Below are 26,201 nucleotides of genomic sequence, written 5' to 3'. Positions count from 1 at the left end.
TGATCAAGACGGTGCTGGCCCTGCGCCACGGCGTCCTGCCGCCCACGCTGCACGTCGAAGAGCCCACCCGGCAGGTGGACTGGTCGTCCGGTGCGGTACGGCTTCTCACCGAGGCGCGGGAGTGGCCGCGCGGCGACAGGCCGCGGCGCGCCGCCGTCTCCGCCTTCGGGGCGAGCGGTACGAACGCGCACCTGATCCTCGAGGAGGCCGACCCGGTCCCCGAGGAGGCCGACCCGGTCCCCGAGGAGGCCCGGCCCACCGCCCCCGTGCCCCCGGCCGACGCGAACACCCCGCCCCCCGCGCTGCCGCTGGTGCTCTCGGCCAGGACGACCGGCTCGCTGGCCGCGCAGGCCGGCCGGCTGGCCGCGTTCCTGGCGGACCCGGCCGGTCCGTCGCTCCCCGCGGTCGCCTCGACGCTGGTGTCCGCGCGGGCGACGCTCCCGGAGCGGGCCGTCGTCGTGGCCGCCACGCGCACGCAGGCCCTGGCCGGTCTGGGGGCCCTGGCTCGTGGGGAGAGCGCGTCCGACGTGGTCACCGGCGGCCCCGCGGCCGCACCGGGGAAGGTCGTCCTGGTCTTCCCGGGCCAGGGGGCCCAGTGGGCCGGTATGGGCCGGGACCTGCTGGACGCCTCGCCGGTGTTCGCGCAGCGGATCGCCGAGTGCGCCCGCGCCCTCGACCCCTGGATCGACTGGTCCCTGATCGACGTCCTGCGCGGCGACGCCGACGCCGGGACGCTGGAGCGCGTCGACGTCGTCCAGCCGGCGAGCTTCGCGATGATGGTCGGCCTGGCGGCCGTGTGGGCCGCGGCCGGTGTGCTGCCCGACGCCGTCCTGGGACATTCGCAGGGTGAGATCGCCGCGGCCTGCGTGGCCGGGGCGCTGTCGCTGGAGACCGCCGCCCGGATCGTCGCGGTCCGCAGCCAGGCCATCGCGGCCACCCTGGCCGGGCGCGGCGGGATGGCCTCGGTGGCCCTGGACGCCGACGAGGCGCGCCGCCGGCTGCTGCCCTGGGACGGCCGTGTGGAGGTCGCCGCCGTGAACGGCCCCGCGTCGGCGGTGATCGCGGGGGACACCCAAGCGCTCGGCGAGGCCCTCGACGCGCTGGCCGCGCAGGGTGTCCGGGTCCGGCGGGTGCCGGTGGACTACGCCTCGCACACCCGGCACGTCGAAGCCCTGGAGGAAGTGCTGGGGCAAGCGCTCGCGGGCATCGAGGCACGCGCACCGCAGGTGCCCTTCTACTCCACGGTGACCGGCGACTGGGTCACCGACGACCTGGTCCTGGACGGCGCGTACTGGTATCGCAACCTGCGCCGGCCGGTCGGGTTCGGGCCGGCCGTCGCGGAGCTGCTGCGGCTGCGGCACGGCGTCTTCGTCGAGGTCAGCGCCCACCCGGTGCTGGTCCAGCCGATCACGGACCTGGCGGACGACAGCGCGGACGCGCCGTCCCGTCCGATCGTCTCCGGCACCCTCAAGCGCGACGACGGCGGCCTCGGCCGCCTGCTCGCCTCGGCCTCCCGGCTCTTCACCGGCGGTGTGGCCGTCGACTGGACCGCGTTCGTGCCGGCCGGCGTCGCCGCCGCCCCCGACCTGCCGACCTATGCCTTCGAACGCCGGCACTACTGGCTGGACGAAGCCACGGCACCCGGCCACGACGCGGAGGCGGCCGGGGGCGAGGACGGCGAATTCTGGACGGCGGTCGAAGACACGGACATGGGCTCGCTCGGCGAGCTGCTGGCCCTCACCACCGACCAGCGCGAGGCGCTGAGCGCGCTCGTGCCCGTCCTCGCCGACTGGCGCAGGGGCAGGCGTGCACGCTCGACCGCGGAGAAGCTGCGCCACACCGTCACCTGGAAGCCGCTGGAGAGGGAGTGCGCGGGAGTGCCCGGCGGCCGGTGGCTCGTCGTCGTACCGGACGACGGGCGGCCGGACGAGCTGCTGACGGCGCTGACCGGGGCCGGGTTCGACCACCTGCTGCTGGCGGCCGGGGAGACGGACCGGTCCGCGCTCGCCGGTCGGCTCACCGCCGTCCTCGCCGGGTGCGAGGTGTCCGGCGTGCTGTCCCTGCTCGCCCTCGGCCCGCGGCCGGACACGGGCCCGCAGGACCCGACCCCGCTCACGGCGTCCACCCTCGCGCTCGTCCAGGCGCTCGGTGACGCAGGCGTCACCGCCCCCCTGTGGTGCGCGACCCGGGGCGCGGTGAACATCGGTATCCGCGACACCCTGGACGCGCCCGCACAGGCGGCGTTGTGGGGGCTCGGCCGGGTCGTCGCGCTGGAACGCCCCGACCGGTGGGGCGGCCTGATCGACCTGCCGTCGAGCACGGGGCCGCGGACCGTGCAGCACCTGCTGGGCGTGCTCTGCGGCACCTCGGGCGAGGACCAGCTGGCGATCCGGCGGTCCGGCGTCTACGTCCGCCGGTTCGTCCCCAAGCCCGTGCCCAGGTCCGCCGGCGCCGGCTGGCGGCCCCGCGGCACGGTCCTCGTCACCGGCGGCGCCGAAGGGCTCGGCCGGCACGCCTCGCTGTGGCTGGCGGAGGCCGGGGCCGCCAGGCTGGTGGTCACCACGACCGCCGGTGCCCCCGAGGACTGCGCGGACCGGCTCCGCGCCGACCTCGGCAGGCTGGGCACGCGGCTGGAGCTCTGCGCCCAGCAGGACACGGACCGGCTCGCCGAGCTGCTGTCCGCCGATCCCGAGCGGCCGCTCAGCGCCGTGGTGCACGCCGCCGACATCACCCAGACCGGTCTTCTCGACGACACCGGCCCAGCCGACCTCGCGGCGGTATTCGGGACCAAGGTGGAACCGGCGGTGTGGCTGGCCGAGCGGTTCGCCGACACACCGCTCGACGCGTTCGTGGTGTTCTCCTCGATCGCCGGTATCTGGGGCGGCGGCGGCCAGGGCCCGTCCGGCGCGGCCAACGCGGTTCTCGACGCCCTCGTCGAGTGGCGGCAGGGACGGGGTCTCGCGGCGACCTCCATAGCCTGGGGTGCGCTGGACGAGACCGGGCTGGGCATGGACGAGGCGACCCTGGCCCAGTTGCGGCGCCGCGGCGTCCTGCCGATCGCCCCGGCGCTGGCCGTCACCGCGCTGGCGCAGGCGGTGGAGGCGGGCGAGAAGGCCGTCACCGTCGCCGACATGGACTGGGCCGCCTTCATCCCGGCGTTCACCTCGGTACGGCCCAGCCCGCTGTTCGCGGACCTGCCGGCAGCGGCGGACGTGCTGCGGGCGGCGGCTGCCGACGACGGCGGCGAGACCACCTCCTCCCTGGTGGACTCCTTGCGCGCGGTCGCGGAGGCCGAACAGGACCGCATCCTGCTGCGACTCGTGCGCGGCCAGGCCGCGGCGGTCCTCGGGCACAGCGGCGCCGACGCCATCGGCCCCGCCCAGGCCTTCCAGGAGGTCGGCTTCGACTCGCTGGCCGCGGTCAACTTCCGCAACGGCCTGCACACCGCGACCGGGCTCAAGCTGCCGTCCACGCTGGTCTTCGACTATCCGACCCCGGAGGCGCTCGTCGGCTACCTGCGCGCGGAACTGCTGCGTGACCCCGGGGACGACCTCGGCGTCCGGGACGAGGACCTCAGGCGCGTGCTGGCCGCCGTTCCGCTGGAGCGGTTCCGGGAGGCCGGGGTGCTGGAGGCGCTGCTCGCCCTCGCCGACGACGGCGGGGCGGCCGGCGAGGAGGCCGGGACGGTCGCGGCGGCCGTGGACGACGAGGACGAGGAAGACGTCATCGACGCGATGGACATCAGCGGGCTGGTGCAGCGGGCCCTGGGCACCTCGGGCTGAGACGGCGTCGGTTTCGCCGCGGACGAGCCGCGACGAGTCGGAGGAGGAACGGAATGGTCCGGCAAGTTCCGGTGCGCTTCGGCGCCCGGTCGTACGACGTGCTCATCGGCCCCGGCGTGCGGACCGAGCTGGCGACCGTGCTGCGCGGGCTGGGCGCGGCCCGCACCGTCGTGGTCTCGGCCCGGCCGCGCGAGTGGGTGCCCGAGACAGGGGTCGAGACGCTGGTGCTCGCGGCCCGGGACGGGGAGCCGGACAAGAACCTGGCCACCGTCGAGACGCTCTGCCGGGAGTTCACCGCGTTCGGGCTGACCCGGCACGACGCGGTCGTCTCCTGCGGCGGGGGTACCACCACGGACGTGGTGGGGCTCGCCGCGGCGCTCTACCACCGGGGTGTACCTGTGGTGCACCTGCCGACGTCCCTGCTCGCCCAGGTCGACGCGAGCGTGGGCGGGAAGACCGCGGTGAACCTGCCCGAGGGCAAGAACCTCGTGGGCGCCTACTGGCAGCCCAGCGCCGTGCTGTGCGACACCGACTACCTCACCACGCTGCCCCGGCGGGAGCTGCGCAACGGGCTCGGCGAGATCGCCCGGTGCCACTTCATCGGCGCCGGTGACCTGCGTGGCCTGCCGCTCGCCGAGCAGATCGCCGCGAGCGTGACCCTGAAGGCGAGGATCGTCGAGCAGGACGAGCGCGACACCGGTCTGCGGCACATCCTCAACTACGGCCACACCCTCGGGCACGCGCTGGAAGTGACCACCGGTTTCGCCCTGCGGCACGGTGAGGCCGTGGCCGTCGGCACGGTGTTCGCGGGTCTGCTCGCCGGCGAACTGGGCCGGATCGGCCCGGACCGGGTGGCCGAGCACCAGGCCGTGGTGGAGCACTACGGCCTGCCCACGGCCCTGCCGGCCGGGCCCACCACCGAGGAACTGATCCGGGTGATGCGCCGGGACAAGAAGGCGGTGCACTCGCTGGCCTTCGTCCTGGACGGCCCCCGGGGACCGGAGCGGGTCGCCGATGTCGCCGAGGACGTCGTCGCGCGGATCCTGGAGCGGATGCCGCGCCGGCCGTCCTCGGAGCTGCTGCGCGAGGCCGTCGGGGCCTGACACGGCGCAGGGGGCTCCCGGCGCACCGGGAGCCCCCCGCGGAGCGGATACGGCGGTCAGCCGTACGGGCCGCTCACGTCCGGGGCTGGATGAACGGCAGCAGCGGGACGACCGCGTGCCGTCCGGCCTCGTCCTTGACGGCCTGCTGGAGGGAGTTGAGCTGGATGTCCACGATGCGGCGGGTCATCGGATCCGTGAGGACGGTCGTGGTCCCGCCGTCCTCGGCCTCGGTGTCCTCCATCTTCGCCCCGGCGTCGTTGAGGTGCACCCACGGGCCGCTGATCACGAACGCGTGGCAGTCGTGCAGCACCCGGCCCAGATCGCTGAGGGCGTTGCGGCCGAGTGCGCGGCCGGGCGTGGCCACCATGGTGACGACGCATTTGGCCAGCAGCGCGGACTTGGCCATCGGACGGGAGGCCCAGTCGATGGCGTTCTTGAGCACTCCCGGAATGGAGCCGTTGTACTCCGGGCTCGCGATGATCAGCCCGTCCGCCTCGGCGATCGCCGTGCGCAGCCGGCGCACCGGCTCCGGGGGGTCCTCCACGTCGAGGTCCTGGTTGTAGAGCGGCACTTCGCCCAGGCCATCGAAGAGTTCGATTTCCATTCCCTCGGGTGCCAGCGGGGGCAGTGCACGCAGAAGGCGCGTGTTGAACGAGTCCTGACGCAGCGACCCGGAAATGGCAAGAATGCGCAACGAAGAAGCTCCCTGTCGGGTTCTGTGGAATCGCCTTACCGTAACAGTCCGTTCGGCCCGTCATGGCTCATTTTTGGCCTCGCCGACGGGCCGTTCCCAGCTTCCGTCCGGTGCCCCTGCAGGGACCATCCGTCAGGTTGGTAGTTCTCGGTGCCATGGTCCACGAAGCCTTGCTGCGGCGAAAGTTGGCCGCCTACCTTCAGTCGGCATGACGACGTATACGGTGGATTCCACGCACAAAACAGTGCGTTCCGGAATCCTTGACCCGAAGGCGCCACCCGCCGCCACGATCGAGTCCGGCGACGAGGTCGAGTACCCGAATACCTGGACGAACTGGCAGAACGAGATGAAATTCGGCATGTCGTTCGCCGAGCGCGCCCGCCTGCGTGAGCAGTATCCGGGCTGCCCCCTGCAGTTGATCGGGCCGGTGGAAATGGCCGGTTCCCGGCCCGGAGACGTGATCGAATGCCGGCTTGAGCGGCTGCGGCTCGCGGACTGGGGGTGCAACGCCTTCCCGACCGGCGCGGGGGCGCTCCCGCACGACTTCGACAAGCCGTACACGCACTACTTCCGCTTCGACGAGACCCGCACCCGCGCCGACTACGTGCACGGGATCTCGTTCACCCTGGAACCCTTCCTCGGCATCGTCGCGGTCGAGCCGGCCGGTGACGACCCGGTCGGCGCACTTCCGGCCGGCGCCCACGGCGGCAACCTGTCGCTGCGCGAACTCACCGTCGGCTCGTCGCTGTTCCTGCCGGTGGCCAAGCCGGGCGGCCGGATCTGGGTGGGCGACGTGCACGCCCTGCAGGGCGACGGCCTCGTCGACCAGACGGCGATCAAGTCCACCGCGGAGGAGTTGCGGATGCGCTACGACCTGCACCGGGACGTCGGACTCAGCCGGCCGCTGGCCGAGACCGACACCCACTGGATCGGATTCGGCTTCGCCGACAACCTCGACGACGCCCTGATCGACTGCGTCCGCGGCCTGATCGGCTGGTTCAGCGTCGCGGCCGGCGTCGGTGCCGCCGAGGCGTACGCGCTGTGCAGCATCTCGGCGAGCTTCCGCGTCACCCAGTACGCCGACCAGCGCGACGCCCCGCACGTCGGCCTCGACGGACCTCCGAAGGGCGTGCACGGCCTGCTGCCGAAGGACATCTTCCCGGCCGAGCTGCGGGCGCGCGTCGACCGGTGGCTGCGCCCGAGTCGCTGACGGGCCGGGGCTGCCGGCCCGTGGAGCAGCCGGCCGGCAGCCGGCCGGGCGACGAGGGGCACCGCTCAGCGGAGGTCGATGAGGACCTTGCCGGTCACCCCGCCCTCCACCGCGTCGTGCGCGTCGCCGGTGCGGTCGAGCGGGTAACGGTGGAGCGGCAGCCCCGCCTCCTCGCCCACCCCCAGGGCGCCGTCCGAGACCGCCGCGGCGACGTCCGCCACCGCGGCGTCCTTCTCCTCGGCCGGCAGGGTCAGCGCCAGCACGAACTGGTAGCACAGGTTCCGGCCCATCAGCAGCCGGGTGGGCAGCAGGACTTCGCCGTCGCCCTCGGTGCCGTAGGCGGCGACCGTGCCGCCCGGGGCGAGCACCTCCAGATCGAGGTCGAGGTTGGCGGACGGCGCGACCTCGGTGATCAGGTCCACCCCCGTGGGCGCGATCGCGCGAATGTCCGCGGCGGCACTCTCCGACCGGTGGTGCACCACATGCCCGGCGCCCGCGACCCGCGCCAGTTTCTCCTTCTCCGGGCTGCCCACCGTCGCGATCACCGTCGCGCCGCTCCACGTCGCGAGCTGGACCGCCGCGTGGCCGACGGCCCCGGCTCCGCCCGCCACCAGCACGGTGCGCCCGGCCAGCGCGCCGGGCCCGAGCCGGGCCGGTGCCTGCCGCGCCGAGGTCAGACACCGGTGTGCCGCCAGCGCGGGCAGTCCGATGCTCGCGCCCAGTTCCAGCGAGGCGCCCGGCGGCAGTTCCACCGCCTGACGGGACGGCAGCACCACGTACTCGGCGGCGGTTCCGTGCGGACGCCGCCACGCCGACTCCCAGGTCCACACCCGCTGCCCCACGCGCTCCGCCGCGACGCCGCTGCCGACGGCGTCTATCACACCGCTGCCGTCGTGATGGGGGATCACCTCGGGGTACATCAGGCGCCCACCGGCATGACCGAACCGCCGGCACTTCCAGTCGGTGGCGTTCACCCCGGAGATCGCCACCCGGACCCGGACCTCACCCGGGCCAGGCTCCGGTACCGGCCGGTCGACCAGTGCGAGGACATCCCGGTTTCCCACCGACGCGTACACGATCGCCTTCACTGGCACTCCTTTGTCAGGCAGCCGCTGCGGGACCGGAAGCCGTCCCACGGCCGCGAGGCTAACCGCCACTTCCGAGGCGGCACAGCGCTTGTCGGCACGCCTGTCAAGGTGAGGGATGGCGGGACGCCCGGGGATCACTAACGTCGCTTCAGCCCGCCGGTTGCGCCCGGCCTGAGGAGGATGTCGTATGGCAGCGCCCATCACCTACCAGCAACTCGTGGACCGGACCGACCACTTCGCCCCGCCGACGGTACTGACCGCGGCGGCGCCGTTGTCCCGCATGCGCTACCCGGACGGGCACGTCGGGTGGCTGGCCACCGGGCTGGAGGTGGCCAAGGAGGTGCTGAGCAGCCCCGCGTTCAGCCACAACTTCCACTCGGCGCACTTCCCGATGCTGAAGAAGGGGGAGCCGTTCCCCTCCATGCCGATCATTCCCGGCATGTTCATCCACATGGACCCGCCCGAGCACACGCGCTACCGAGGCATGCTCACCGCCGAGTTCGGCACCGGCCGCATGGCCGAACTCGCCCCGCGCATCAAGGAGATCGCGGCCGGACAACTGGACGAGCTGCGTGCCCAGGGCTCGCCCGCCGATCTGCTGACCGCCTACATCCGGCCTCTGGTGCTGCGGGTGCTCTCCGAGGTCGTCGGCGTCCCCTACGAGGACACCCCCGTCCTGGCCGCGCTTGCGGACACCGCCAATGACGACGACGTCCCGCTGGAGGACGAGTTCGCCGCCGAGAAACGCGCGTTCTTCCTCACCCGTGACCTGGTCGAGCGGGCCCGGACCTCGCCCGGCAACGACATCCTGGGACGGCTGACGGCGGTCGAGGGACTCTCCGACCGCGAGATCACCAACATGCTGCTGGTGGTGTTCGTCGCCGGTTTCGCCACCTGTGAGGGAGCCGTGGCGGCTGCGGCACTCGCCCTGCTGCACCACGGCGACCAGCTCGCGACCTTCCGCGCCGCGGCCGCGTCGGGCCGGGGCACCGAGTCGGCTGTCGAAGAACTGCTGCGCTACACCACCGTGAACCAGTATCAGATCTTCCGCACCGCGCTGGAAGACGTGCGTCTGCGCGGTGAACTGGTACGCAAGGGCGACACGGTCACGGTCTCGCTGCCGGCCGCAAACCGCGATCCGGCCCGGTTCGGCTGCCCCGCGCACCTGGACCTCGCCCGGGAGGACGCCGCCGGCCACATCGCCTTCGGCTACGGTCCCCACGCGTGCGTCGGCCGGCGCCTGGGGCGCGCCGTGCTGGGCATCGCGCTGGAGACGCTCGTCCTGGGGCTCCCGGAGCCGGCGCTGGACGAGCCGCTTGAGGACATTCCGCTGCGGGCCCGTACGCCCGTGCTGAGCGTGCAGCGGCTTCCCGTCCGCTGGTAACCCCGCAGGACCTGTCCGACGCCCGGCCGGTTGATCCGAGCCGGGCGTTCGGCGTGCCGGTGGGAGGGTTTCGCACGGTGACCGGGTGGTGTGCCGCGCTGTCACGGTCCTGGGGAGGACTCCCGCCGGTCCGCTTCCGGTGGAGGCGGACCGGGCCGGTCAGCGGGCTGCCGCCAGCGGGGCGTCCTGGAGCTGGGCGCGCAGCTCGTCCACGAGAGCCGCGGTGCCGCCCGGTTCAGCGGTGCCGAACACGTGGTGGTCCGGGCGGACCAGGACGCTCGACGCGCCGAGCCGGCCCAGATAGGCGTGGTAGACGCCGTCGACGTCCCGCACCAGGCCCGGGCCGGCCGGCGAGCCGGGCGGCGCGAGCCGTACCACGCGGATCCCGAGGGCGGTCAGGAACGCCCCGTGGACGTCGTTCAGTTCGGCCGGGTCCTCGGTGGTGATCAGGACGAAGCCGGCGCCGACGAGCTGGTCGAGACGGTCACGCACGCCGTCGGCTTCCACCGTGCCGGCGATCATGACCTCGCCCGCGCCTCCGCGCCCGTCCCCGGCAGGCCGCAGGAGCCCCTTCGTCAGCGGCTCGGCGGGGGGCGGCCCCTGCTGTGCGCGACCGCCGCCGTTGGCCAGGATCGCCGCGTCGCGGTCGGCCGCGGCGGCCGGGTCGGTCACACAGATCACCCGGCCCAGCTTGACCGAGGCGGTGATCGACGCCTTGGCGTGCAGCCGGCGTTCGAGCGTGTAGGTGTCGAGCAGCCGGTCCGGCGCCCGGTCCGACAGCACCAGGTCGAGCTTCCAGGCGAGGTTGACGACGTCACGGATGCCGGCGCACATGCCCTGCCCGGCGAACGGCGGCATCAGATGCGCGGCGTCCCCGGCGAGGAAGACGCGGCCGGAGCGCCACTGTTCGGCCCACATGGCGCGGAACCGGTACGTGGTGCTGCGCAGCAGTGTGGCCGTCTCGGGGGTGACCCCGTGCGGGGCGAGCAGTCGCCAGGCGGCCTCGGTGGTGTCCAGCTCCGCGGCGCTCTCGCCCGGCAGGCGCATGAACTCCCAGCGGCGGCGCCCGGGGCCGCTGCCGACCATCGTCGTGGGGCGTGCCGGGTCGCACAGCTGGACGTTGGTCGGGACGAACTCGCGCGGTGTGTGGAGCCTGACGTCGCAGAGCAGCCACTCGTAGGAGAAGCCGAGGTCGGTGACGGCCACGCCGGTGTGCTCACGGACGAAGCTGTTGGCGCCGTCGCAGCCCACCAGCCACCGGGCGGTGAAGGCGCGCTCCGCGCCGTCCCCGGTGACCGCGGTCGCCGTGACACCCGACGGGGTCTGGGCGATGTCCACCACGCGGTGACCTAGGTGCGTCTCGACGCCGGGAAGCGTCGCCAGCCGTCCGGCGAGCAGTTCTTCGAGCGCGGGCTGGTGCATCGTGTTGGCGTCCGGCCAGCCGTACCTGCCGGTGCGGCTGAACGCGATGTCGAGCAGGGGCCGCCCGCTTGCGGTGCGCCATTGGTACCCGGTCGCCGGCTCGGAGATCGTGGCCAGGCCGCCGCCGATACCGGCGGAGGCGAGCAGTCGCGCGGTCTCTCCGTCGAAACTCGTCGCGCGGGGCAGCGGATACGGCTCCGGCCGGTGTTCGAGCACGCGCACCCGATGGCCCCGGTCGGCCAGCAGGATGGCGAGTACGGCGCCCACCGGACCCCGGCCGACGACGATGACGTCCGTGTCGGGGGAGTCGGGGGAGTCGGGGGTGTCGGGGCCGGGTGCGGGCGAGTGTGGTGTGGCAGGCATGTCCAGTGGCCTCCGTACCGCGAGAGGTGATGCGGCGGGCAACGGCTTCGAAACGCTATCGGCGGTCCGCGTGGCGTTGTCAAGGCCCGACCGCGGGTAATGGTGTGACTGTCAGACTTGGGGATGCTCGGATTGCCGTAGTCCGCTTAGCCTTGATGCGCCGCACGAGGTCGGTGCGCACAGAACATCGGGGGAGGACGTGTCGAGAAGCCATCCAAGCCGCTTACGCCGCCGATCCGGCGCGGAGTGAAGCCCTGCGCGACCCGCCGCTGTGATCGGTGACGCAGACTGGGCGACCGCCGGGTTGTGACCAGGGCACAGCCGTACAGGGAAACGCCACCAACCCGCTGTCGTGCTTCGGCGGTCAGGCTACAGCAACGCGGGGCCGGTCGGCCGAAACGATTCGTCATACCCAGGTGTGCGCGCGCAACGGAGCGCTGCGCACAGCACCTCACCGGTGGCTCCATGGCCCCTCCCACAAGGAACGGATCCTGGTCCGCCGGTTTGACGCGGCGTCGAGAGCGGACGCCGTCCCACCGCACAGTCGTCGAATGGGGGACTCCATGGCCGGGCAGACACGCGAACCGGACGCCTGTGAAGAACCGACACTGCCAACCTGCGTCGCGCCCGACTGCGTCACCGCCGAAATCCTGACCCGTGCCCACGAGCGCTGGCAGAACGGCAGCCTCAGGGGTGCCATAGCCCTCGCCGAGGAGGCGGCCCAGGCGGGCTGCGACCGCTGCGGCAGGTCCTGTTCCGTCTATGCCGATCTGCTGCTGATCCTGTTCCTGGTGGGTATCCGCGAGGTGGCGACGGCGGCGGATCTGCAGCGCCGGCTCCTCGGGTCGCCGCAGGTCCAGGACGACCCCCAACTCATCGCGAGCACCACGCTCGTGGGGGCGAAGGTGGCGCTCGCCGCCGGTGACTACCCGGAGGCGGGCGCACTCGCCGAGCGGGGCCTCAAGCTCGCGGCCGGAACCGGTCAGACCGCCTGGACCCCGGTCGGGAACCTGGTGCTGGCCACCACGACCCTGCGCGGGGGCGACATCTCCGCAGCGCTGCACTACAGCGCCAAACTGGAGGAGGACGCGGTCTTCGCCCGGGAGATGTTCCCGATCGGACAGTCCGCGTGGGCCGTCGTGCAGCTCAGTGAGGCGGGCAAGGGACGGGACAAGGCCGCGATCCTCGCCCGCGAACTGCTTGAGTCCGAGACGTTCACCCGACGCCTGCTGGTGGCGGAACCCGCCGCGGTGCCCTGGCTGGTACGGCTGTTGCTCCGGGCCGGCGAGCGCGGCCCGGCGGGTGCGGGAGTCCGCTTCGCCCGGCGGCTCGCGGCCGAGAACCCGGACGTCGACTCCGTCGGCGCCGCCGCCCTGCACGCCACCGCCCTGCTGGAGGGCGACCTCGACAAGTTGCGGCGTGCCGCGGAGCTGCACACCGATCCCTGGGCGCGCGCCTCGGTGCTGGAGGACATCGGTGTCCGGCTCTGCGAAGGACGGGAGGAATCCCCCGAGGCCGCCGGGTACTTCGAGGACGCGATGCGCGCCTACACCTGCATGGGATCGCTGCGCGACTCGTCGCGGGTGATGAGCCGTCTACGGGGCATCAACGCCAGCCCGCGCTCCCGCGAGCGGTGCCGGCCGCGCAGCGGCATCCGGGGACTGACCGACACCGAGTACGCCGTGGCGAAGCTGGTCTCGCAGGGGCTGACCAACGGCGAGACGGCGGAGCGGATGTTCCTGTCCCGGCACACCGTCGCCTTCCATCTGCGCAAGGTCTTCCAGAAGGTCGGGGTCAAGTCCCGGCTCGAACTGGCCGTCATCTGGAACGAACTCGACAGCGGCCCGGCCGCCGACATCGCGCCCGTCCCGCACTACAGCCGGAACTGACGGGGCACCGCGCGGGGCCCGCGCGCCGGCTCAGCCCGGTGGCACACGGCGCGCCAGGGCCGCGGTGCGCGCCGGGTCCCGCTCCAGGACCCGGGCGAGGGCCACGGCACCGTACAGCGACGTGAGTCCGCCCCGGCAGGACGCCCGTACCGGTGGTGCGGGCACGCCCGGCCGCGCCAGGGCGTGCAGATGGTGCGCCACCAGGTCGACGAAGCCGGGCAGCCCGGCGGCGAACCCGCCGCCCACGACCACCAGTTGCGGGTGCATCAGCTCCCGGACGCCGGTGACCGCCAGCGCGATCCGGTGACAGGTACGGTCCACGGCCCGTACGGCCCACTGCTCCTGGTGCGCGAACGCCTCCCGCAGCTGCCGGTACGTCACGTCGGCGCCGTGCAGCCGGCCCGCCCGGGCGAGTGTGGCCGGACCGGACGCGGTGGACTGCAGACAGCCGCGCCGGCCGCACCGGCAGGGCGGACCGTCCGGGTCGGTCACCACATGACCCAGTTCGAAGGAACCGCGGCCGAGACCCGGGACCGGGCCGCCGTCGCAGGTGAGGCCACCCCCGACACCGGTCCCGACCCCGACGTACAGCACGTCGGCGCAACCGGTCGCCTCCGCCTCCGCCAGCGCGGCCAGGTCCCCGTCGTCGGCCCAGCCGACCGGCGTGTCCGGGAACAGCTCCGCCATGGCACAGCGGACGTCCAGACCGACCCACTCGGGGCGGCTCGGCCAGACCACCACGCGGTCGTCCGGGCCGACGGTGGCGGGCAGCGCGACACCCACGGCGGCGAACCCGCCCGGCACCTCCCGGTGCAACAGCGCGACCTCGGCGGCGAGCCGGGCCAGGTCGCCGGCGGCACCACGGCCGGGCCAGCGCACGACGCGCTCACGGGCCCGCCCGCCAGGGATCTCCGCCCGCAGGGCCACCTTGGTGCCGCCGATGTCCATGCCGAGCCAGGCCGCCGGCTCCCGGGAGCCGGCGGCCGAGGAAGGCGGGCTCATCCCAGGCCGCCGACCGGAGACGGGGGACACCAGGCCAGCAGCTCCGCGGGAGACGCCAGGACCAGATCGGGGCCGGCGTCCAGCAGACCGGCCTCGTCGACCGTCGCCCAGGTCGCCGCGGCCGAGGTCACGGCCGCGCCCCGGGCGCTCCGCACGTCCGCCGGGGCGTCCCCCACCATGATCGCCTCCTCGGCCCGGACGCCGAGCAGCCCGAGGGCCCGGAGCACGATGTCCGGCGCCGGCTTGGGACGCGCGACCTCATCGGAGCCGATCACGTGGTCGAAGTACTTGAGGATGCCCAGGGTCTCCAGCAGCGAGCGGGCCCGCACCCCGGCCTTCCCGGTGGCCACGGCGAGCCCCAGCCCACGGGCCCGCAGGGTCTCCAGCAGATCCACCATCCCGTCGATCACCGGGACCTGGTCGGCCAGCCGGTAGCTCTCCCGGACGAACGGCTCCTCCATCCCCGGCGGGAGGCCCATGATGCGCATGATCTCCGGAAAGTACAGGCCCTGGTACCGCTGGTACTCCGCGAACGGGGCGGGGCCGTCGCCGACCACCTCGGCGTACGCGGCGGCGAAGGCCCTGCCCATCACCTCGTGGCTGTCGACCAGGACCCCGTCGAGGTCGAAGATCACCGCGCTGCGCGGCGCGACGGTCGTCATCTCTCACCTGCCTTGAACTCGGCCGGTCCGGCCGGCACCAGGGACGTGGCCGCGGCAGCGTAGATCGCTTCGATGGCCCTGACGATTCGGTGGGCGCCCTCGATCGCCCGGCCCCGCGAGGAGGGCGCGGACGCCAGCGTGCCCAGCGTGGCGAGCTGGCGGTCGTACTCGGCGCCGACGGGTTCCGGGGGCACCGGGATCTCGCTGACCTCGCCCGCCCGGACGTGGGTGATCCCGGGCCGCGGTACGCGGTGGGGGCTGAACCCGAAGGTGCAGCACAGGGTCGCGGTCCCGGCGGTGCCCTCGACCCGTATCGTGGTGGCGTCGTGCGTGGCGCTGTGCGAGGCCCAGCTGGCCCGCAGCCCGACGGAGAGACCCCCCTCGGCGACCAGGAAGGCGCGCACGGTGTCCTCGACGTCCGCGGTGACTCCGGGGGCCGGTGGGTCGTGGCGCCAGGCCGCCGTCCAGCCCGCCTCGTTCACATGATCGTCCGTGGTGACCGCCGCGACCTGATCGAACGTCAACGGGCCGACGACCGCGTCGAGCACGTCGAGGAGGTGCCAGCCCAGGTCGAACAGGACGCCGCCGCCCGCCTGCGAGCGGTTGGTGAACCAGCCCTTGGCCTGCGGCACGCCACGGGCCCGGATCCAGGACACGTCCACGTTGCGGATCCGGCCGAGCGCCGGGACCAGCCGGGCCAGTTCGGCGACGTCCGCCCGGTGGCGGAACGCGCTGCCCGCCAGCAGGGGTGCGCCGCCGCGCCGCTCCGCGTCGGCGAGGAGTTCGGCCTCGCCGGCGGAGAGGCACACCGGCTTCTCCACGAACGTGGCCAGCCCGCGCAGCAGCAGGTCCCGGGCGACCGGGGCGTGGGCGTGGTTGGGGACGGCGACGACAGCGAGGTCGGCCTGCCCGGTGTCGAAGGCGCGGGTGTCCGCGAACGCCGGGCGTCCCGTGGCGGCGGTGAACGCGGCGCGGCGCCCCGGATCGGGGTCGGCGGCGGCCACCACGTCGTAGCCGTCGTGGGCCAGCAGCCGGGGAAGCCAGATCTCCTGGCCGGACCAGCCGAGTCCGACCAGGAACGTGCGCACGGTCATCCGGCGCGAACCAGCTCGGCCACGATGGCGGCGGCGTCCGTCAGCGCCGGCACGGAGCCGAGCAGCGTCCGGTGGTGCAGCCAGACGCAGTCGGCGCTGATGGCCTCCGCGTTCGGGCACCGGGCGGCCACCTCGTCCACCGTCTCGTCCGGGGCGTTGATCTCCCAGAACGCGTCCGTCCGGTAGACCGCGCGGAACGCCGCGAACGCCGGGAGCCCTGCCGCGACCAGGCGGTCCACCAGGTTGTTGCGCCGCTCCTCGGACCAGCCGGGCAGTCGGAACATCGCCATGTAGTGGGGGTTGCGGTCGGCCCGGGCGTCGTCGGCCTGCGGCTCGACGCCGGGGATGTCGGCCAGCAGCGCGGACAGCACCGGCCACCGCTCCTCACGGACCGTGATCTGCCCGTCCAGGCGGGCGAGCTGGGCGCGCAGCACCGCGGCCGAGAACTCGTTGAGCCGCATGTTGGTGCCGGCCACCTGGTGCCGGTAGTGGCGGTCGGTGCGGGGACGGCCGCAGGAGTGACGCAGGAACGCGCTCTCGTACCTCTCGTCGTCGGGGAAGAGGACGGCGCCGCCCTCACCCGCGGTCATCAGCTTGCCGTTCTGGAAGCTGAACGCGGCGACCGAACCCAGTTCCCCGACCCGCCGGCCACGCCACCGGGCCCCGTGCGCGTGCGCCGCGTCCTGGAGCAGCGCCACGCCGGCGTCGGCGGCGAGCTTCTCCAGTCCGTCCATGTCCGCCATCAGCCCGGCCATGTGCACGGGCATGATCACCTTGGTGCGGGGGGTGATGGCAGCAGCCGCCGCGGCGACGTCGATGCAGTACGTCCCCGGGTCCACGTCCACGGGCACGCTCACCGCGCCGAGCCGCTGTACCGCCTGCGAGGACGAGATGAAGGTGATCGCGGGCACGATCACCTCGTCGCCGGGGCCGACGCCCATGGTCTGCAGGGCGAGCTCCAGCGCATGGGTTCCGTTGGTGACGGCCAGCGCGTGCCGGGCACCGTGGTACTCGGCGAACTCCTCCTCGAAGGCGTCGACTTCACCGCCTCCCATGCGCCACCACTGGCCCTGCGCCAGCGCACGTTCGAGAGCCGCGCGTTCGGTGTCGTCGAACTGGGGCCAGTCCGGGAAGGTCGGTGCGGGCCGGGGATTCATGCTGGCTACTCTCCTCTTGTCTCCCGCACGCAACGGTGGGTTCCCTCCGAGCAGCCTCGGCCGTCCACCGTGGAGAGGGGTCCATGTCCTGCGTCTCACGGACCGCACCGGAAGAATCCGGGACGGCATCCGTGGGCGAGGCGATCGGGTGTCGATTCACCGTAGGCAGCCGGTCGCACCGTCGCATCCCACGACCTGGTAGTACCCGCCGGGCACCGGCGCGACGGGTCCCGGCCCACGTGTACGGGGGTTCGCGGGGCAGTGCGCACTACCCGGGTGAAGGATGCCGGTGCGTCCGCCGCGAGCCTACGGTGGCGGGCGGGCAGCCGGAACCGGTGCCGGACGGGGCCGCCGACCCGCCGGTCCGCCGACGCTGCCGATCTCCCACCTCCGTCGCGGAAGGGCCCGGATCATGACCCGCCCCGTCGTCAGCCCAGACGAGCTCGACCCCCCCGTTGCCGCCGATCCCCGGCCGCGTGCCGAGCGGGACCTCACCGAGGTGTGGCGTCAGCCGCGCGCAGCGCGGACGCTCCACCGGCAGCCGCCGCGCGCGGACCGTCCCGGCTCCCGGGTGCTCCGCCGCCACGCGGACGCGACGGCCGGGTACCGCGACGGGGAGCACCTCCCCACCGAGCGCGGGAACGCCCTGGAGAACCTCGTGATCGGAAGGGACCCGGTGGCCCGCGCCCCGCGCGCGGTGACCGCCGGCTCGGAGCGGACCCGGCCGCGTGCCGTCCGCGACACCGCGTGCGCGCCGAGGACGCCCGTCCGGGTCCGGCGGCACAGCCCGCGCCGCACAGTCGACGGCCTCCCCGCCGCCCCGGACAGGGGCAGGTGCCGTATGAACTCCCTGCCGGCGGCGCTCACCCCCGCGGGGCGGTGAGCCGGGATGTCCCGTACACAACCCCTCGCGGGCACCGGCCTGCCGCTCGCGGGCATCACCGTGGTCGCCGTCGAGCAGGCGGTGGCGGCACCGCTGGCCACCCGTCACATGGCCGACCTCGGCGCCCGCGTGATCAAGGTGGAACGCCCGGACGGCGGGGACTTCGCGCGCGGCTACGACACCAGCGTGGGCGGACTGGCCAGTCATTTCGTCTGGCTCAACCGGGGCAAGGAGTCGGTCACGCTCGACCTGAAGTCCCCCGGCGGGCGCCAGGTCCTCGCCGAACTCGTCGCCGGCGCCGACGTCTTCGTGCAGAACCTGGCCCCGGGCGCGGCCACCCGGCTCGGTTTCGGGGCCGCCGGGCTGCGGGCCCGGCACCCGCGGCTGGTGACCGTCGACATGTCGGGATACGGCGGCACCGGCCCCTACCGGGACAAACGGGCCTACGACATGCTCATCCAGTGCGAGGCGGCCGTGGTCTCGGTGACCGGAGCGGCCGACCGTCCCGCGAAGGCGGGCATTCCCGCCTCCGACATCGCGGCGGGCATGTACGCCCTGTCCGCGACACTCGCCGCCCTGGTGGGGCGCGGGGTGGGAGGCGAGGGCGCCGCGCTGGAGATCTCGATGCTGGAGGCGACCACCGAATGGATGGGCTACCAGATCTACCACGCCCAGGGGACCGGGCGGTCACCCGGTCGTATGGGGCTGTCGCATCCCAGCGTGGCACCTTACGGCGCGTTTCCCACGGCCGACGGCGCGGAGGTGGTCATCGGAGTGCAGAACGACCGGGAGTGGGCGAGGTTCGCCGCGGAGTTCCTGGGCCGGCCCGAGCTGGCGACCGATCCGGCCTGGGCGACGAACGTGGCCCGGGTGCGGCACCGCGAGGCGGTGGACGCGCTGGTCGCCGAGCACACTTCGGCGACGGTCGCGGACCGGCTCGTGGCCTGCCTGGACGCCATCGGCATCGCGTCCGCCCGCGTCAACGAGGTCGATGACCTGCTGGATCATCCGCAGCTGGCCGCGCGCCGCCGCTGGCGTCCGGTGCAGACGCCCGGCGGCACGGTACGCGGACTGCTGCCGCCGTTCACCGTCGAGGGCGTGGAACTGCCGATGGGGCCGGTCCCGGCACTGGGCGAGCACACCGTGCCGGTGCTGCGCGAGCTGGGCTACTCCGCCGCGGACATCGCCGGCCTGCGGCGCCGCGGTGCCGTCTCCGGTGTGCCGGAGAACTCTCCGGCCTGAGCCGGGGGGCCTGTCGAGTCGGCACGGAGCGCGGTGCCGCTGGTGCCACCGGTCCGCTTCTGCGGCACAGGCACAGTGGCTCCGAAGGCTCCGAAGGCCAGTGCCGCTGTCCGGTCCGCTCGGGCGGGGACGGTCCTGCTAGGAGGACAGCCGGGGCCAGCCCGTCGCGACGGCGCCCGTCGGGTGCTCGCGTATCCCCGTCTGCCGGACAGCCAGGTCCTTCCACAGGCTCGCCAGCTGCACGCGGGACTCCACGTCCAGTTTGCGGAAGATCTTGCGCAGGTGGAAGGCGATGGTGTGCTGTGACAGGAAGAGCTGGCCCGCGGTCTGGCCGTTGGTGAAGCCCTGGGCGACCAGATGCGCGACGGCGTACTCGGTGTCGGTCAGTTCCGGTATCTCCCGTCTTCGCTGGTGGCGGCCGACTGCGCCGGTCTCCGCGGTGCTGTGGTGCAGCCGGGACTCGATGCGCGAGACGTCCCGCCAGGCTCCGGTCTGCGTGTAGGTGTCCAGCGCCTGCTGGAGGTCGCGGGCCGGGGTGGTCCGGTCGTCGGCACCACGGGCGAGCATGACGGCGATGTCTTCGTTGGCGGACGCCTTCGCCCAGGGATCGACATGTGACTCGGCGGCGAGCCGGAGCTTGCCGAGGTCCTCGTCGTGCAGTCCGGCGGCGTGGGCCGCGGCCGCCTGGACCGTGCTGAAATGCGGGTTCTCGGCGGCCAGTTGCTGACAGATCCGCACCCCGTGTGCCGCGAGCTGCTTGTGACCGCTGTTCATCATCAGCCGGACGAGCCAGGGCAGCGCCGCGGGTTCGGCGGTCGAGAGCTGCCGTACGACCGTGTCCGCGGCGAGCAGTTCGGCGCCCAGCGGCACGGCGTGGCGCCGGCCCTTCGTGGCCTCGGCGATCTGTATCACGGCCCAGGCGGCCTGGCCGACATGGAGCATCTCCCGCTGGAAGACGGTGTCCTCTTTCAGCTTCTGCGTGTAGCGGACGGCCGTCGACAGGTGGCCCTGGCGCAGCGCGGACTGTGCCAGCACGAAGTGGCCGAGCGGTGACCAGGCCCTGAGCCCGGACTGCTCGGCTTCGCCGAGTCCGGCGGTGGCGAGCTTGGCCGCCTTCTCGAAGTCACCGGTGGCGAGGACGACACCGGATCGAGCGAGGGTCGCGGTCGCGGTCAACCGGTCGTCGTCGCGTGCCTGGACGACTTCCTCGACGGTGTCCAGTACGGCGTGTGCGTGGTCCGTCCGCCGAACCTGCGCGAGCAGGAGGCTCAGGACGAAGGCGGCCTCCGTGCGGCAGGGACTGTCCACCGTGCATCCGTCGTGCAGCGCCTGTTCGGCGGTGCGGATGCCGTCGTCCAGCCGGCCGTTGCGCCAGGAGCGCCGGGCCGACGAGATGAAGGAGGCGGTACGACACGACGATGCCGCGCACTTCAGCGGAGATGCCGCCATATCAGGAGTGTCGTATTTGACTAATGTGCCATTTTGCAAAACAGCCCCCCGGTCGGGAAATGCAAACTCACGCTCCGAGTGAGCCTATGGGTGGCTCCGCGCCGTTGTCAACGGTGGCTATATGGGGGCGGTAATCCGGCCCCAAAAGGGTAATTTCAGCGCGCAATTAAATTGGTGAATCCTTTGTCGAGACTTGATTGACTTCTGCGGAGCGACTTGTTCGGCGAGGGGGGCGACTGTTGCGCGTTTGTGTCGGGCGTCACCTGGATAGGTAGGTGAGCTGGGATGATTCGACGGGTGCTGCAAGGGTGTCCAGGACTGTCAGGTCGTGCGATTGTGGTCCGCTGTAGGGGTGGGTGAGTCTTTCGGCTCGGGTCCTGATGGTGCCCGAGGGTCAGATTCCGTCGCCCGGAGAGGTGGGTATGAGTTCCATTCTTTTGCTGAACGGACCTAATCTCGGAATTCTTGGCGAACGCGAGCCGGAGGTATATGGCCGAGAGACTCTCGGTGATATCGAGAAAATGGTTGCGGCCGAAGTGGCGGAAGCGGGCTGGGACGTGATCCCGGTGCAGCGGGAGGGGGAGGGGGAGCTGGTACGGGCCGTGCACGAGCACCGCGCCACGACCGTCGGCGCCATCGTGAACCCCGGCGCCCTGATGATCGCCGGCTGGAGCCTCAGGGATGCGCTGGCGGCCTACGATCCCCCGTGGATCGAGGTGCACCTGTCGAACGTCTGGGCCCGGGAACAGTTCCGGCACGAATCCGTTCTCGCACCGCTCGCCTCCGGCGTCGTCGTGGGCCTCGGCGCTCTCGGCTACCGGCTCGCCGCACAGGCGCTCCTGCGGCTGTGCGAGGTCGGCGCCGGGCAGCCGTGATGCTCCGGGCCGTCACGAGGGCCTCGTCTTCCTGCCACCACACCGGGAGCGGACAGTGACCACCGCCGAACGGGCCGCGGCCGGCTTCCCGCCGCCGAACGCCCGGCACCCCCGCCACGGACGACCGGGGACCGCGACAGCGCACACCGCCGCCGCGTCCCCGCACCGCCGATGATGCACCTGGGGCTGCCGGCGGCCGGTCCGGCCCCGCTGCCGCTCGCGGTCGCGGTCTCCCGGCCCAGGGCGCAACAGCCCGAATGGCCGGATCAGGCCGGTGTACGGGCCGTCCGTGAGGCGCTGCGCACGGCGCCGCCGCTGGTCCTGCCCGCGGAGGCCGACCGCCTCACGGCCAGGCTCGCGGAAGTGGCGCGCGGTGCGGCCTTCGTCCTCCAGGGCGGGGACTGCGCCGAGACCTTCAGCGGGAACACCGAATCGCATCTGCGCGGGAACCTCGACCTCCTGACCCGCATGGCCGCCGTGCTCGCCCGCGTGGGCGGCCTGCCGGTGGTGCGGCTGGCCCGGATGGCCGGACAGTACGCCAAGCCCCGCTCCGCCGCGGTGGACGCCCACGGGCTGCCCGTCTACCGCGGGGACATGATCAACGGCCGCGCCGCGACCCCCGCGGAACGGGCGCCCGACCCGGACCGGATGCTCCGGGCCCATGCCGCCTCGGCGGTCGCGATGAACTTCGTGCGGGCCTGGACGGGCGGCGAAGTCTTCACCGGCCACGAGGCGCTGGTGCTCGACTACGAGTGCGCGCTGCTGCGGCCGGGTCCGCCCGGCGACCGCCGGCCCTACAGCGGCTCGGCGCACTTCCTGTGGATCGGGGAGCGGACGCGCCGGCTCGACGGCGCCCACATCGGGTTCGCCGAACTGCTGGCCAACCCCGTCGGTGTGAAACTGGGCCCCACCACCACCCCGGAGGAAGCCGTCGAGTACGTACGGCGGCTGGACCCGGACGGAGTGCCGGGCCGGCTGACCCTGGTGACCCGGCTGGGACATCGGAGGGTCCGCGACGTACTGCCGCCCATCGTCGAGAAGGTGACCGCGCTGGGACACCAGGTCGTCTGGCAGTGCGACCCCATGCACGGCAACACCTTCGTCGCACCGACCGGCCACAAGACCCGGCGCGTCGAGCACGTCCTCGACGAACTCGCCGGGTACTTCGAGGTGCACCGGCGGCTCGGCACCCACCCTGGCGGCGTCCATCTGGAACTGACCGGGGACGATGTCACCGAGTGCCTCGGCGCGGGCGTCGGCGAGGCGGACCTGCCGGACCGTTACGAGACCGCCTGTGACCCCCGGCTGAACACCCGTCAGGCGATGGCGGTGACCGCGCGCCTGGCGGAACTGATCCGCCGGGCACCGAGACCCGGCCGAGCGGCGTGCCACTGCCATGGGCGTCCTGACAGGATGTCCGCATGGAGCTTGGACTGATCAGCCTCGCCGACCTCACCCCGGATCCGGCGACCGGTGACGTGGCGCCCGCCGGCAGGCGGATCACCGACATCGTGCGCGCCGCCGTACTCGCCGACGAGGCGGGCCTGGACGTCTTCGCCGTCGGCGAGCACCACCATCCGAACTACGCGGTGTCCTCGCCCGCCGTCGTGCTCGCCGCGATCGCCCAGGCCACCACGCGCATCAAGCTCACGAGCGCGACGACGCTGATCGGGGTCCTCGACCCGGTGCGGGTCTACGAGGACTTCGCCACCGTGGACCTGATCTCAGGGGGCCGCACCGAGATCACCGTGGGCCGCGGCGCGTTCCCCGAGCCGTTCGCTCTGTTCGGGTACGAGTTCGACGACTACGACGACCTGTTCACCGACCACTTCGAGCTGTTGCGCAAGATCACCACTCGGCCCTGGGTCAGCTGGTCGGGCCGCCACCGCGCGCCGCTCACCAGTGCCGGGGTGGTACCCCGCGCCAACCGCTACCCGCTGCCCGTCTGGGTCGGCGTCGGCGGTAACCGGGGGAGCGCGAAGCGGGCCGGGTCGCTCGGCGTGCCCATCCTCGTCGGCGCCAACGGCGGTGCGCTCTCACGTCTCGTCGAGACGTTCGCCGTGTACCGGGCGGCGGCGAAGCAGGCCGGGCACGATCCGGCGGAGCTGCCGGTGGCCACGACGAACTATCTCCACGTCGCGAACACCCCGGCCGAGGTGGACCGCTTCCACTCCCACTGGGCCGCCTACGCCGCCCACCACTCCCGGGGCCGGCTGCAGGGCCGGCGCGAGATGTTCGACCTACAGCGGGGCGAGGACGGCGCGCTGCTGCTCGGCAGCCCGCAGCAGATCGTGGACCGGATCGGGCGGCAGCACGAGCTGTTCGGCCACGACCGGCTGCTCGCCCAGATCGACCTCGGCGGGATGCCCTTCGCGGAGGTCGCCGGGATCATCGAGATCCTCGGCACCGAAGTCCTCCCCGCCGTACGCAAGATGACCCGCTGACCGACCTGACACCCACCGGCCCGACCGATGCCGACCGGGCCCGGCCCGGTCTGCGGCGCGTGCGGGTGAGTCAGCGCGCACCGGCGAACCCCGGGGAACCTCGCGGGCTGCGACGGTCGCGGAAGCGGGAGCCGTGCTCGCGGTGGCCGCGGACGGATTCGGCGGGGCGCTGCTCGCCGCCGGCGCATCCGCCCGCACGACGACGGCGGCCCAGGGCGGGGACCCGGGCCGCCGGGCAGCGGTGGCGGTGCGTGCCCCGACCGGACCGGCGGTGCCTCGGCCGGCATCGCGACCGAGCAGGCGCGTGCCGGGCCCGGCCGCCCACCGGTCCTCCGTCGCGGACGACGCAGGAGTGGAAGCCGAGAACGCCAGGTGTGTGCGGGGCTCGGCGACCCGCCGATCCTGCTCACCGTCGCGGACGACGCCGGCGCGGACGCCGAGCACGCCACCGCCCGTACCGTGCTCAAGACCCCCTGCGGACCCCGGCGTTCGCACCGGCGCCGCCGGGCGGTACGGCCCGGCTCCGCACCGCGCCGCTCCTCGTCGGCCGACCCGGCCGGCCGGGCGGGCCGGTTCCCCACCGTTGTGGAGTCCTCCGTCCGGATGCGCGGCGGGACCGCCGCCGACGCCCTCACCGGTCGAGTGCTGCGCGTCGGCACGCCTGACAGCCGTCGACCGTGACCGCGCGGTGATCCCGCCGGGCTACCAGCCCGAGGGATGTGGGCCCTGTCGGCCGGAACCTACGGTGGTCGGGATCAGGGCGCAGGTCGATGCACCCCGCTGGAAGATCCCCGCACACCCGGGCCGGGCATGCCGAGCCGTCATGCCCGAACGTGCCTGTTGACCACCGAGTCGCATTGGAGAACGGACGTGCAAGGCCATGATCACTACGTGCGCCAGATCCTCACCAAGCTGAGCGCCGAGCCCGACGGCATCCCGCTCGTTCACCGGGACACGCCGACCACCGCCCGTGAGCTGGCGGACTCCGTCATCCACGCGGCGGCCCGGATGCGCGAGCACGGCGTCGGCCCCGGCGGAACGGTGGCCGTACTCACGAACCCGAACACGCCCGCGACCCTGATACTGCGCTACGCCGCGAACCTGGTGGGCGCCACCGCGGTGCACGTCCGCGGGGTCAGCGCCATCGACCCCTCCGACGAACTCTCCGCCGAGGCGCAGCTCGGCATCCTCAGGGACGTCGAGCCCACCCTGCTCGCCGTCGACCAGGACAACACCGCGCGGGCACGGGACCTCCGCGCCGCTCTGCCCGAGCCTTTGCCGGTCGCGGTGCTCGGCGGCGGTGACGCCCTCCCGGGCGCGGTCGACCTGTCGGCACCCGCTGACTTCGACCTCGCCACCGCCGAGCAGGGCACGATCGCCGTCGTGACCTACACCAGCGGCTCCACGGGCAAGCCCAAGGGCGTCTGCTGGCCCTACGCGGTCAAGAACGAGATGATCGCGACGTCCGCGGCCCGCGGTGGCCGCGGCCGCTGCCTGGTCACCGCGCCGCTCACCCATTCGAGCGGCGCCTCCGCGGACGACACGATCGTCGCCGGCGGCACCGTCGTACTGCACCCCGGCTTCGACGCCGCCGAGGTACTGCGCGCCGTCCCCCGCCACGGGATCACCCGCCTCGTGCTCGGCACCCCGCAGGTGAACACGCTGGCCGACCACCCCGACACCGCGCACACCGACCTGACGGGCTTGCGCGAGCTGTTCTACACCGGCAGTCCCGCCGCGCCCGAGCGGCTCGCCCACGCGGTGAAGGCACTCGGCCCCGTCCTCTTCCAGGTCTACGGCACCAGCGAGACCGGAATGATCAGCCTGCTGACACCACAGGACCACCTGGACCCGGAGCTGCGCGCCACCGCCGGCCGCCCGCTGGAGGCCGACCGGGTCAGCATCCGGTCCGTCACCGACGGCCGGGCACTGCCCGTCGGCGAGCCCGGCGAGGTGTGCGTGCGGGCCCGGTGGCAGATGGCCGGCTACTGGAACGAACCCGAACTGACGGCGCGTGTGGTGCGGGACGGCTGGGTGCACACCGGGGACATCGGACACCTGGACGAGGCGGGCCTGCTGCATCTGCACGGCCGGATCGCGGACGTCATCAAGGTCAAGGGCATCAAGGTCCATCCGAGCGCCGTCGAGCGCGTGCTCCTGGAGCACCCGGGCGTGGCGGCGGCAGCGGTCTTCGGCGTCGAGGACGAGCAGCGCGTCGAGCGGATCTGCGCGGCCGTGGTGCCCCGCGACGGGGTGACCCTGGACCGCGCGGTGCTGGCACGGCACGTCACCGACGCGCTGTCGGTGAACCACGTGCCGGCCGAGATCGAACTGCGCGAGACGCTGCCGCTGGTCGGTCCCGGCAAGCCCGACCGGGTACGGCTGCGCGCCGAGGTCCTGGCACGGGCCGGGCGCGCCGAGGGGACGGCGTGACATGGGGCGAGCGACACTCCGCGCT

The 26,201-nt window shown here is 73.3% G+C and carries 20 protein-coding genes; 12 read left to right on the top strand and 8 right to left on the bottom strand.

All coding sequences use genetic code 11. From position 1 onward, the window contains the following. Together IE273_RS37280 and IE273_RS37275 are read left to right on the top strand one after the other, a co-directional pair. On the top strand, window positions 1-3,782 hold a 3,782-nt coding region (locus IE273_RS37280; protein ID WP_189819560.1), incomplete at its 5' end, for an SDR family NAD(P)-dependent oxidoreductase. Between the two features lie 53 nt (window positions 3,783-3,835). Then, window positions 3,836-4,885, top strand: coding sequence for a 3-dehydroquinate synthase family protein (locus IE273_RS37275; RefSeq protein WP_189819559.1), 1,050 nt, complete (start codon window positions 3,836-3,838; stop codon window positions 4,883-4,885). Window positions 4,886-4,958: 73 nt separating this feature from the next. Here the strand turns inward: IE273_RS37275 and IE273_RS37270 are convergent, their stop codons facing one another. Continuing rightward, window positions 4,959-5,579 (bottom strand): NADPH-dependent FMN reductase, encoded by a 621-nt coding sequence (locus IE273_RS37270; protein ID WP_189819558.1) that lies wholly within the window; start codon window positions 5,577-5,579, stop codon window positions 4,959-4,961. Between the two features lie 208 nt (window positions 5,580-5,787). On the opposite strand from IE273_RS37270, the gene IE273_RS37265 reads away from it, so the two are divergent. Then, window positions 5,788-6,789 (top strand): acetamidase/formamidase family protein, encoded by a 1,002-nt coding sequence (locus IE273_RS37265; RefSeq protein WP_189819557.1) that lies wholly within the window; start codon window positions 5,788-5,790, stop codon window positions 6,787-6,789. Window positions 6,790-6,854: 65 nt separating this feature from the next. Here the strand turns inward: IE273_RS37265 and IE273_RS37260 are convergent, their stop codons facing one another. Next, complete coding sequence (locus tag IE273_RS37260; protein ID WP_189819556.1) at window positions 6,855-7,877, bottom strand: NADPH:quinone reductase; 1,023 nt, start codon at window positions 7,875-7,877, stop codon at window positions 6,855-6,857. Window positions 7,878-8,064: 187 nt separating this feature from the next. Between IE273_RS37260 and IE273_RS37255 the strand changes: the two genes are divergently transcribed. Continuing rightward, a complete protein-coding gene (locus tag IE273_RS37255; protein WP_189819555.1) occupies window positions 8,065-9,261 on the top strand; it encodes a cytochrome P450 in 1,197 nt (398 codons plus the stop codon). 159 nt (window positions 9,262-9,420) lie between these two features. Here the strand turns inward: IE273_RS37255 and mhpA are convergent, their stop codons facing one another. Beyond that, window positions 9,421-11,046, bottom strand: coding sequence for a bifunctional 3-(3-hydroxy-phenyl)propionate/3-hydroxycinnamic acid hydroxylase MhpA (gene mhpA / locus IE273_RS37250; RefSeq protein ID WP_189819554.1), 1,626 nt, complete (start codon window positions 11,044-11,046; stop codon window positions 9,421-9,423). A gap of 563 nt (window positions 11,047-11,609) precedes the next feature. Between mhpA and IE273_RS37245 the strand changes: the two genes are divergently transcribed. Continuing rightward, a complete protein-coding gene (locus IE273_RS37245; protein ID WP_189819553.1) occupies window positions 11,610-12,935 on the top strand; it encodes a helix-turn-helix transcriptional regulator in 1,326 nt (441 codons plus the stop codon). 30 nt (window positions 12,936-12,965) lie between these two features. Here IE273_RS37245 and IE273_RS37240 read toward each other — a convergent pair whose 3' ends face one another. The 4 genes from IE273_RS37240 to IE273_RS37225 are packed head-to-tail and all read right to left on the bottom strand — an operon-like array spanning window position 12,966 to window position 16,850. Continuing rightward, on the bottom strand, window positions 12,966-13,937 hold the full coding sequence (locus IE273_RS37240) for an ROK family protein (RefSeq protein WP_189819552.1): 972 nt from the start codon (window positions 13,935-13,937) through the stop codon (window positions 12,966-12,968). Beyond that, window positions 13,934-14,599 carry an HAD-IA family hydrolase gene (locus IE273_RS37235; protein WP_189819551.1) on the bottom strand — a complete coding sequence of 222 codons (666 nt, stop codon included), beginning with the start codon at window positions 14,597-14,599 and terminating at the stop codon, window positions 13,934-13,936. The genes IE273_RS37240 and IE273_RS37235 overlap by 4 nt, the downstream gene beginning before the upstream one ends. Continuing rightward, window positions 14,596-15,693: a Gfo/Idh/MocA family protein gene (locus IE273_RS37230; protein ID WP_189819550.1), complete on the bottom strand. Its 1,098-nt coding sequence runs from the start codon at window positions 15,691-15,693 to the stop codon at window positions 14,596-14,598. The genes IE273_RS37235 and IE273_RS37230 overlap by 4 nt, the downstream gene beginning before the upstream one ends. Continuing rightward, a complete protein-coding gene (locus IE273_RS37225) occupies window positions 15,690-16,850 on the bottom strand; it encodes a DegT/DnrJ/EryC1/StrS family aminotransferase (RefSeq protein ID WP_189819549.1) in 1,161 nt (386 codons plus the stop codon). Before IE273_RS37225 ends, IE273_RS37230 begins: the two co-directional genes overlap by 4 nt. Window positions 16,851-17,262: 412 nt before the next feature. Here IE273_RS37225 and IE273_RS37220 point away from each other — a divergent pair, with 412 nt between their 5' ends. Together IE273_RS37220 and IE273_RS37215 are read left to right on the top strand one after the other, a co-directional pair. Beyond that, window positions 17,263-17,733, top strand: a complete 471-nt coding sequence (locus IE273_RS37220; protein WP_189819548.1) for a hypothetical protein — start codon at window positions 17,263-17,265, stop codon at window positions 17,731-17,733. Between the two features lie 6 nt (window positions 17,734-17,739). After that, window positions 17,740-18,975, top strand: a complete 1,236-nt coding sequence (locus tag IE273_RS37215) for a CaiB/BaiF CoA transferase family protein (protein WP_189819547.1) — start codon at window positions 17,740-17,742, stop codon at window positions 18,973-18,975. Window positions 18,976-19,113: 138 nt separating this feature from the next. On the opposite strand, the gene IE273_RS37210 is transcribed toward IE273_RS37215, so the two are convergent. Beyond that, window positions 19,114-20,424, bottom strand: coding sequence for a helix-turn-helix transcriptional regulator (locus IE273_RS37210; RefSeq protein WP_189819546.1), 1,311 nt, complete (start codon window positions 20,422-20,424; stop codon window positions 19,114-19,116). 422 nt (window positions 20,425-20,846) lie between these two features. Between IE273_RS37210 and IE273_RS37205 the strand changes: the two genes are divergently transcribed. The 5 genes from IE273_RS37205 to IE273_RS37185 all read left to right on the top strand — a co-directional run bounded on the left by IE273_RS37205 (window position 20,847) and on the right by IE273_RS37185 (window position 26,176). After that, window positions 20,847-21,299, top strand: a complete 453-nt coding sequence (locus tag IE273_RS37205; protein ID WP_189819545.1) for a type II 3-dehydroquinate dehydratase — start codon at window positions 20,847-20,849, stop codon at window positions 21,297-21,299. Between the two features lie 171 nt (window positions 21,300-21,470). Next, window positions 21,471-22,736: a 3-deoxy-7-phosphoheptulonate synthase class II gene (locus IE273_RS37200; RefSeq protein ID WP_189819544.1), complete on the top strand. Its 1,266-nt coding sequence runs from the start codon at window positions 21,471-21,473 to the stop codon at window positions 22,734-22,736. Beyond that, window positions 22,721-23,743, top strand: coding sequence for an LLM class flavin-dependent oxidoreductase (locus IE273_RS37195; RefSeq protein WP_189819543.1), 1,023 nt, complete (start codon window positions 22,721-22,723; stop codon window positions 23,741-23,743). Before IE273_RS37200 ends, IE273_RS37195 begins: the two co-directional genes overlap by 16 nt. A gap of 372 nt (window positions 23,744-24,115) precedes the next feature. Next, entirely contained in the window at window positions 24,116-24,424 is a 309-nt protein-coding gene (locus tag IE273_RS37190; protein WP_189819542.1) for a hypothetical protein, read from the top strand. A 210-nt stretch (window positions 24,425-24,634) separates the two neighbouring features. Beyond that, window positions 24,635-26,176, top strand: coding sequence for a class I adenylate-forming enzyme family protein (locus IE273_RS37185; protein WP_308437079.1), 1,542 nt, complete (start codon window positions 24,635-24,637; stop codon window positions 26,174-26,176). The last annotated feature ends 25 nt before the right edge of the window (window positions 26,177-26,201 follow it).

The sequence above is a fragment of the Streptomyces olivaceoviridis genome (assembly GCF_014650115.1).
In the GTDB taxonomy this organism is placed as follows: Bacteria; Actinomycetota; Actinomycetes; order Streptomycetales; family Streptomycetaceae; genus Streptomyces; species Streptomyces olivaceoviridis.
This window is presented reverse-complemented; position numbering and strand designations above follow the sequence as displayed.

What these genes read in the sequence shown, in the direction of transcription:
- IE273_RS37275 (WP_189819559.1), top strand. Translation starts at nt 3,836, where the DNA reads ATGGTCCGGCAAGTTCCGGTGCGCTTCGGCGCCCGGTCGTACGACGTG.
- IE273_RS37265 (WP_189819557.1), top strand. Translation starts at nt 5,788, where the DNA reads ATGACGACGTATACGGTGGATTCCACGCACAAAACAGTGCGTTCCGGA.
- IE273_RS37255 (WP_189819555.1), top strand. Translation starts at nt 8,065, where the DNA reads ATGGCAGCGCCCATCACCTACCAGCAACTCGTGGACCGGACCGACCAC.
- mhpA (WP_189819554.1), bottom strand. Translation starts at nt 11,046, where the DNA reads ATGCCTGCCACACCACACTCGCCCGCACCCGGCCCCGACACCCCCGAC.
- IE273_RS37245 (WP_189819553.1), top strand. Translation starts at nt 11,610, where the DNA reads ATGGCCGGGCAGACACGCGAACCGGACGCCTGTGAAGAACCGACACTG.
- IE273_RS37240 (WP_189819552.1), bottom strand. Translation starts at nt 13,937, where the DNA reads ATGAGCCCGCCTTCCTCGGCCGCCGGCTCCCGGGAGCCGGCGGCCTGG.
- IE273_RS37235 (WP_189819551.1), bottom strand. Translation starts at nt 14,599, where the DNA reads ATGACGACCGTCGCGCCGCGCAGCGCGGTGATCTTCGACCTCGACGGG.
- IE273_RS37230 (WP_189819550.1), bottom strand. Translation starts at nt 15,693, where the DNA reads ATGACCGTGCGCACGTTCCTGGTCGGACTCGGCTGGTCCGGCCAGGAG.
- IE273_RS37225 (WP_189819549.1), bottom strand. Translation starts at nt 16,850, where the DNA reads ATGAATCCCCGGCCCGCACCGACCTTCCCGGACTGGCCCCAGTTCGAC.
- IE273_RS37220 (WP_189819548.1), top strand. Translation starts at nt 17,263, where the DNA reads ATGACCCGCCCCGTCGTCAGCCCAGACGAGCTCGACCCCCCCGTTGCC.
- IE273_RS37215 (WP_189819547.1), top strand. Translation starts at nt 17,740, where the DNA reads ATGTCCCGTACACAACCCCTCGCGGGCACCGGCCTGCCGCTCGCGGGC.
- IE273_RS37210 (WP_189819546.1), bottom strand. Translation starts at nt 20,424, where the DNA reads ATGGCGGCATCTCCGCTGAAGTGCGCGGCATCGTCGTGTCGTACCGCC.
- IE273_RS37205 (WP_189819545.1), top strand. Translation starts at nt 20,847, where the DNA reads ATGAGTTCCATTCTTTTGCTGAACGGACCTAATCTCGGAATTCTTGGC.
- IE273_RS37200 (WP_189819544.1), top strand. Translation starts at nt 21,471, where the DNA reads ATGATGCACCTGGGGCTGCCGGCGGCCGGTCCGGCCCCGCTGCCGCTC.
- IE273_RS37195 (WP_189819543.1), top strand. Translation starts at nt 22,721, where the DNA reads ATGGAGCTTGGACTGATCAGCCTCGCCGACCTCACCCCGGATCCGGCG.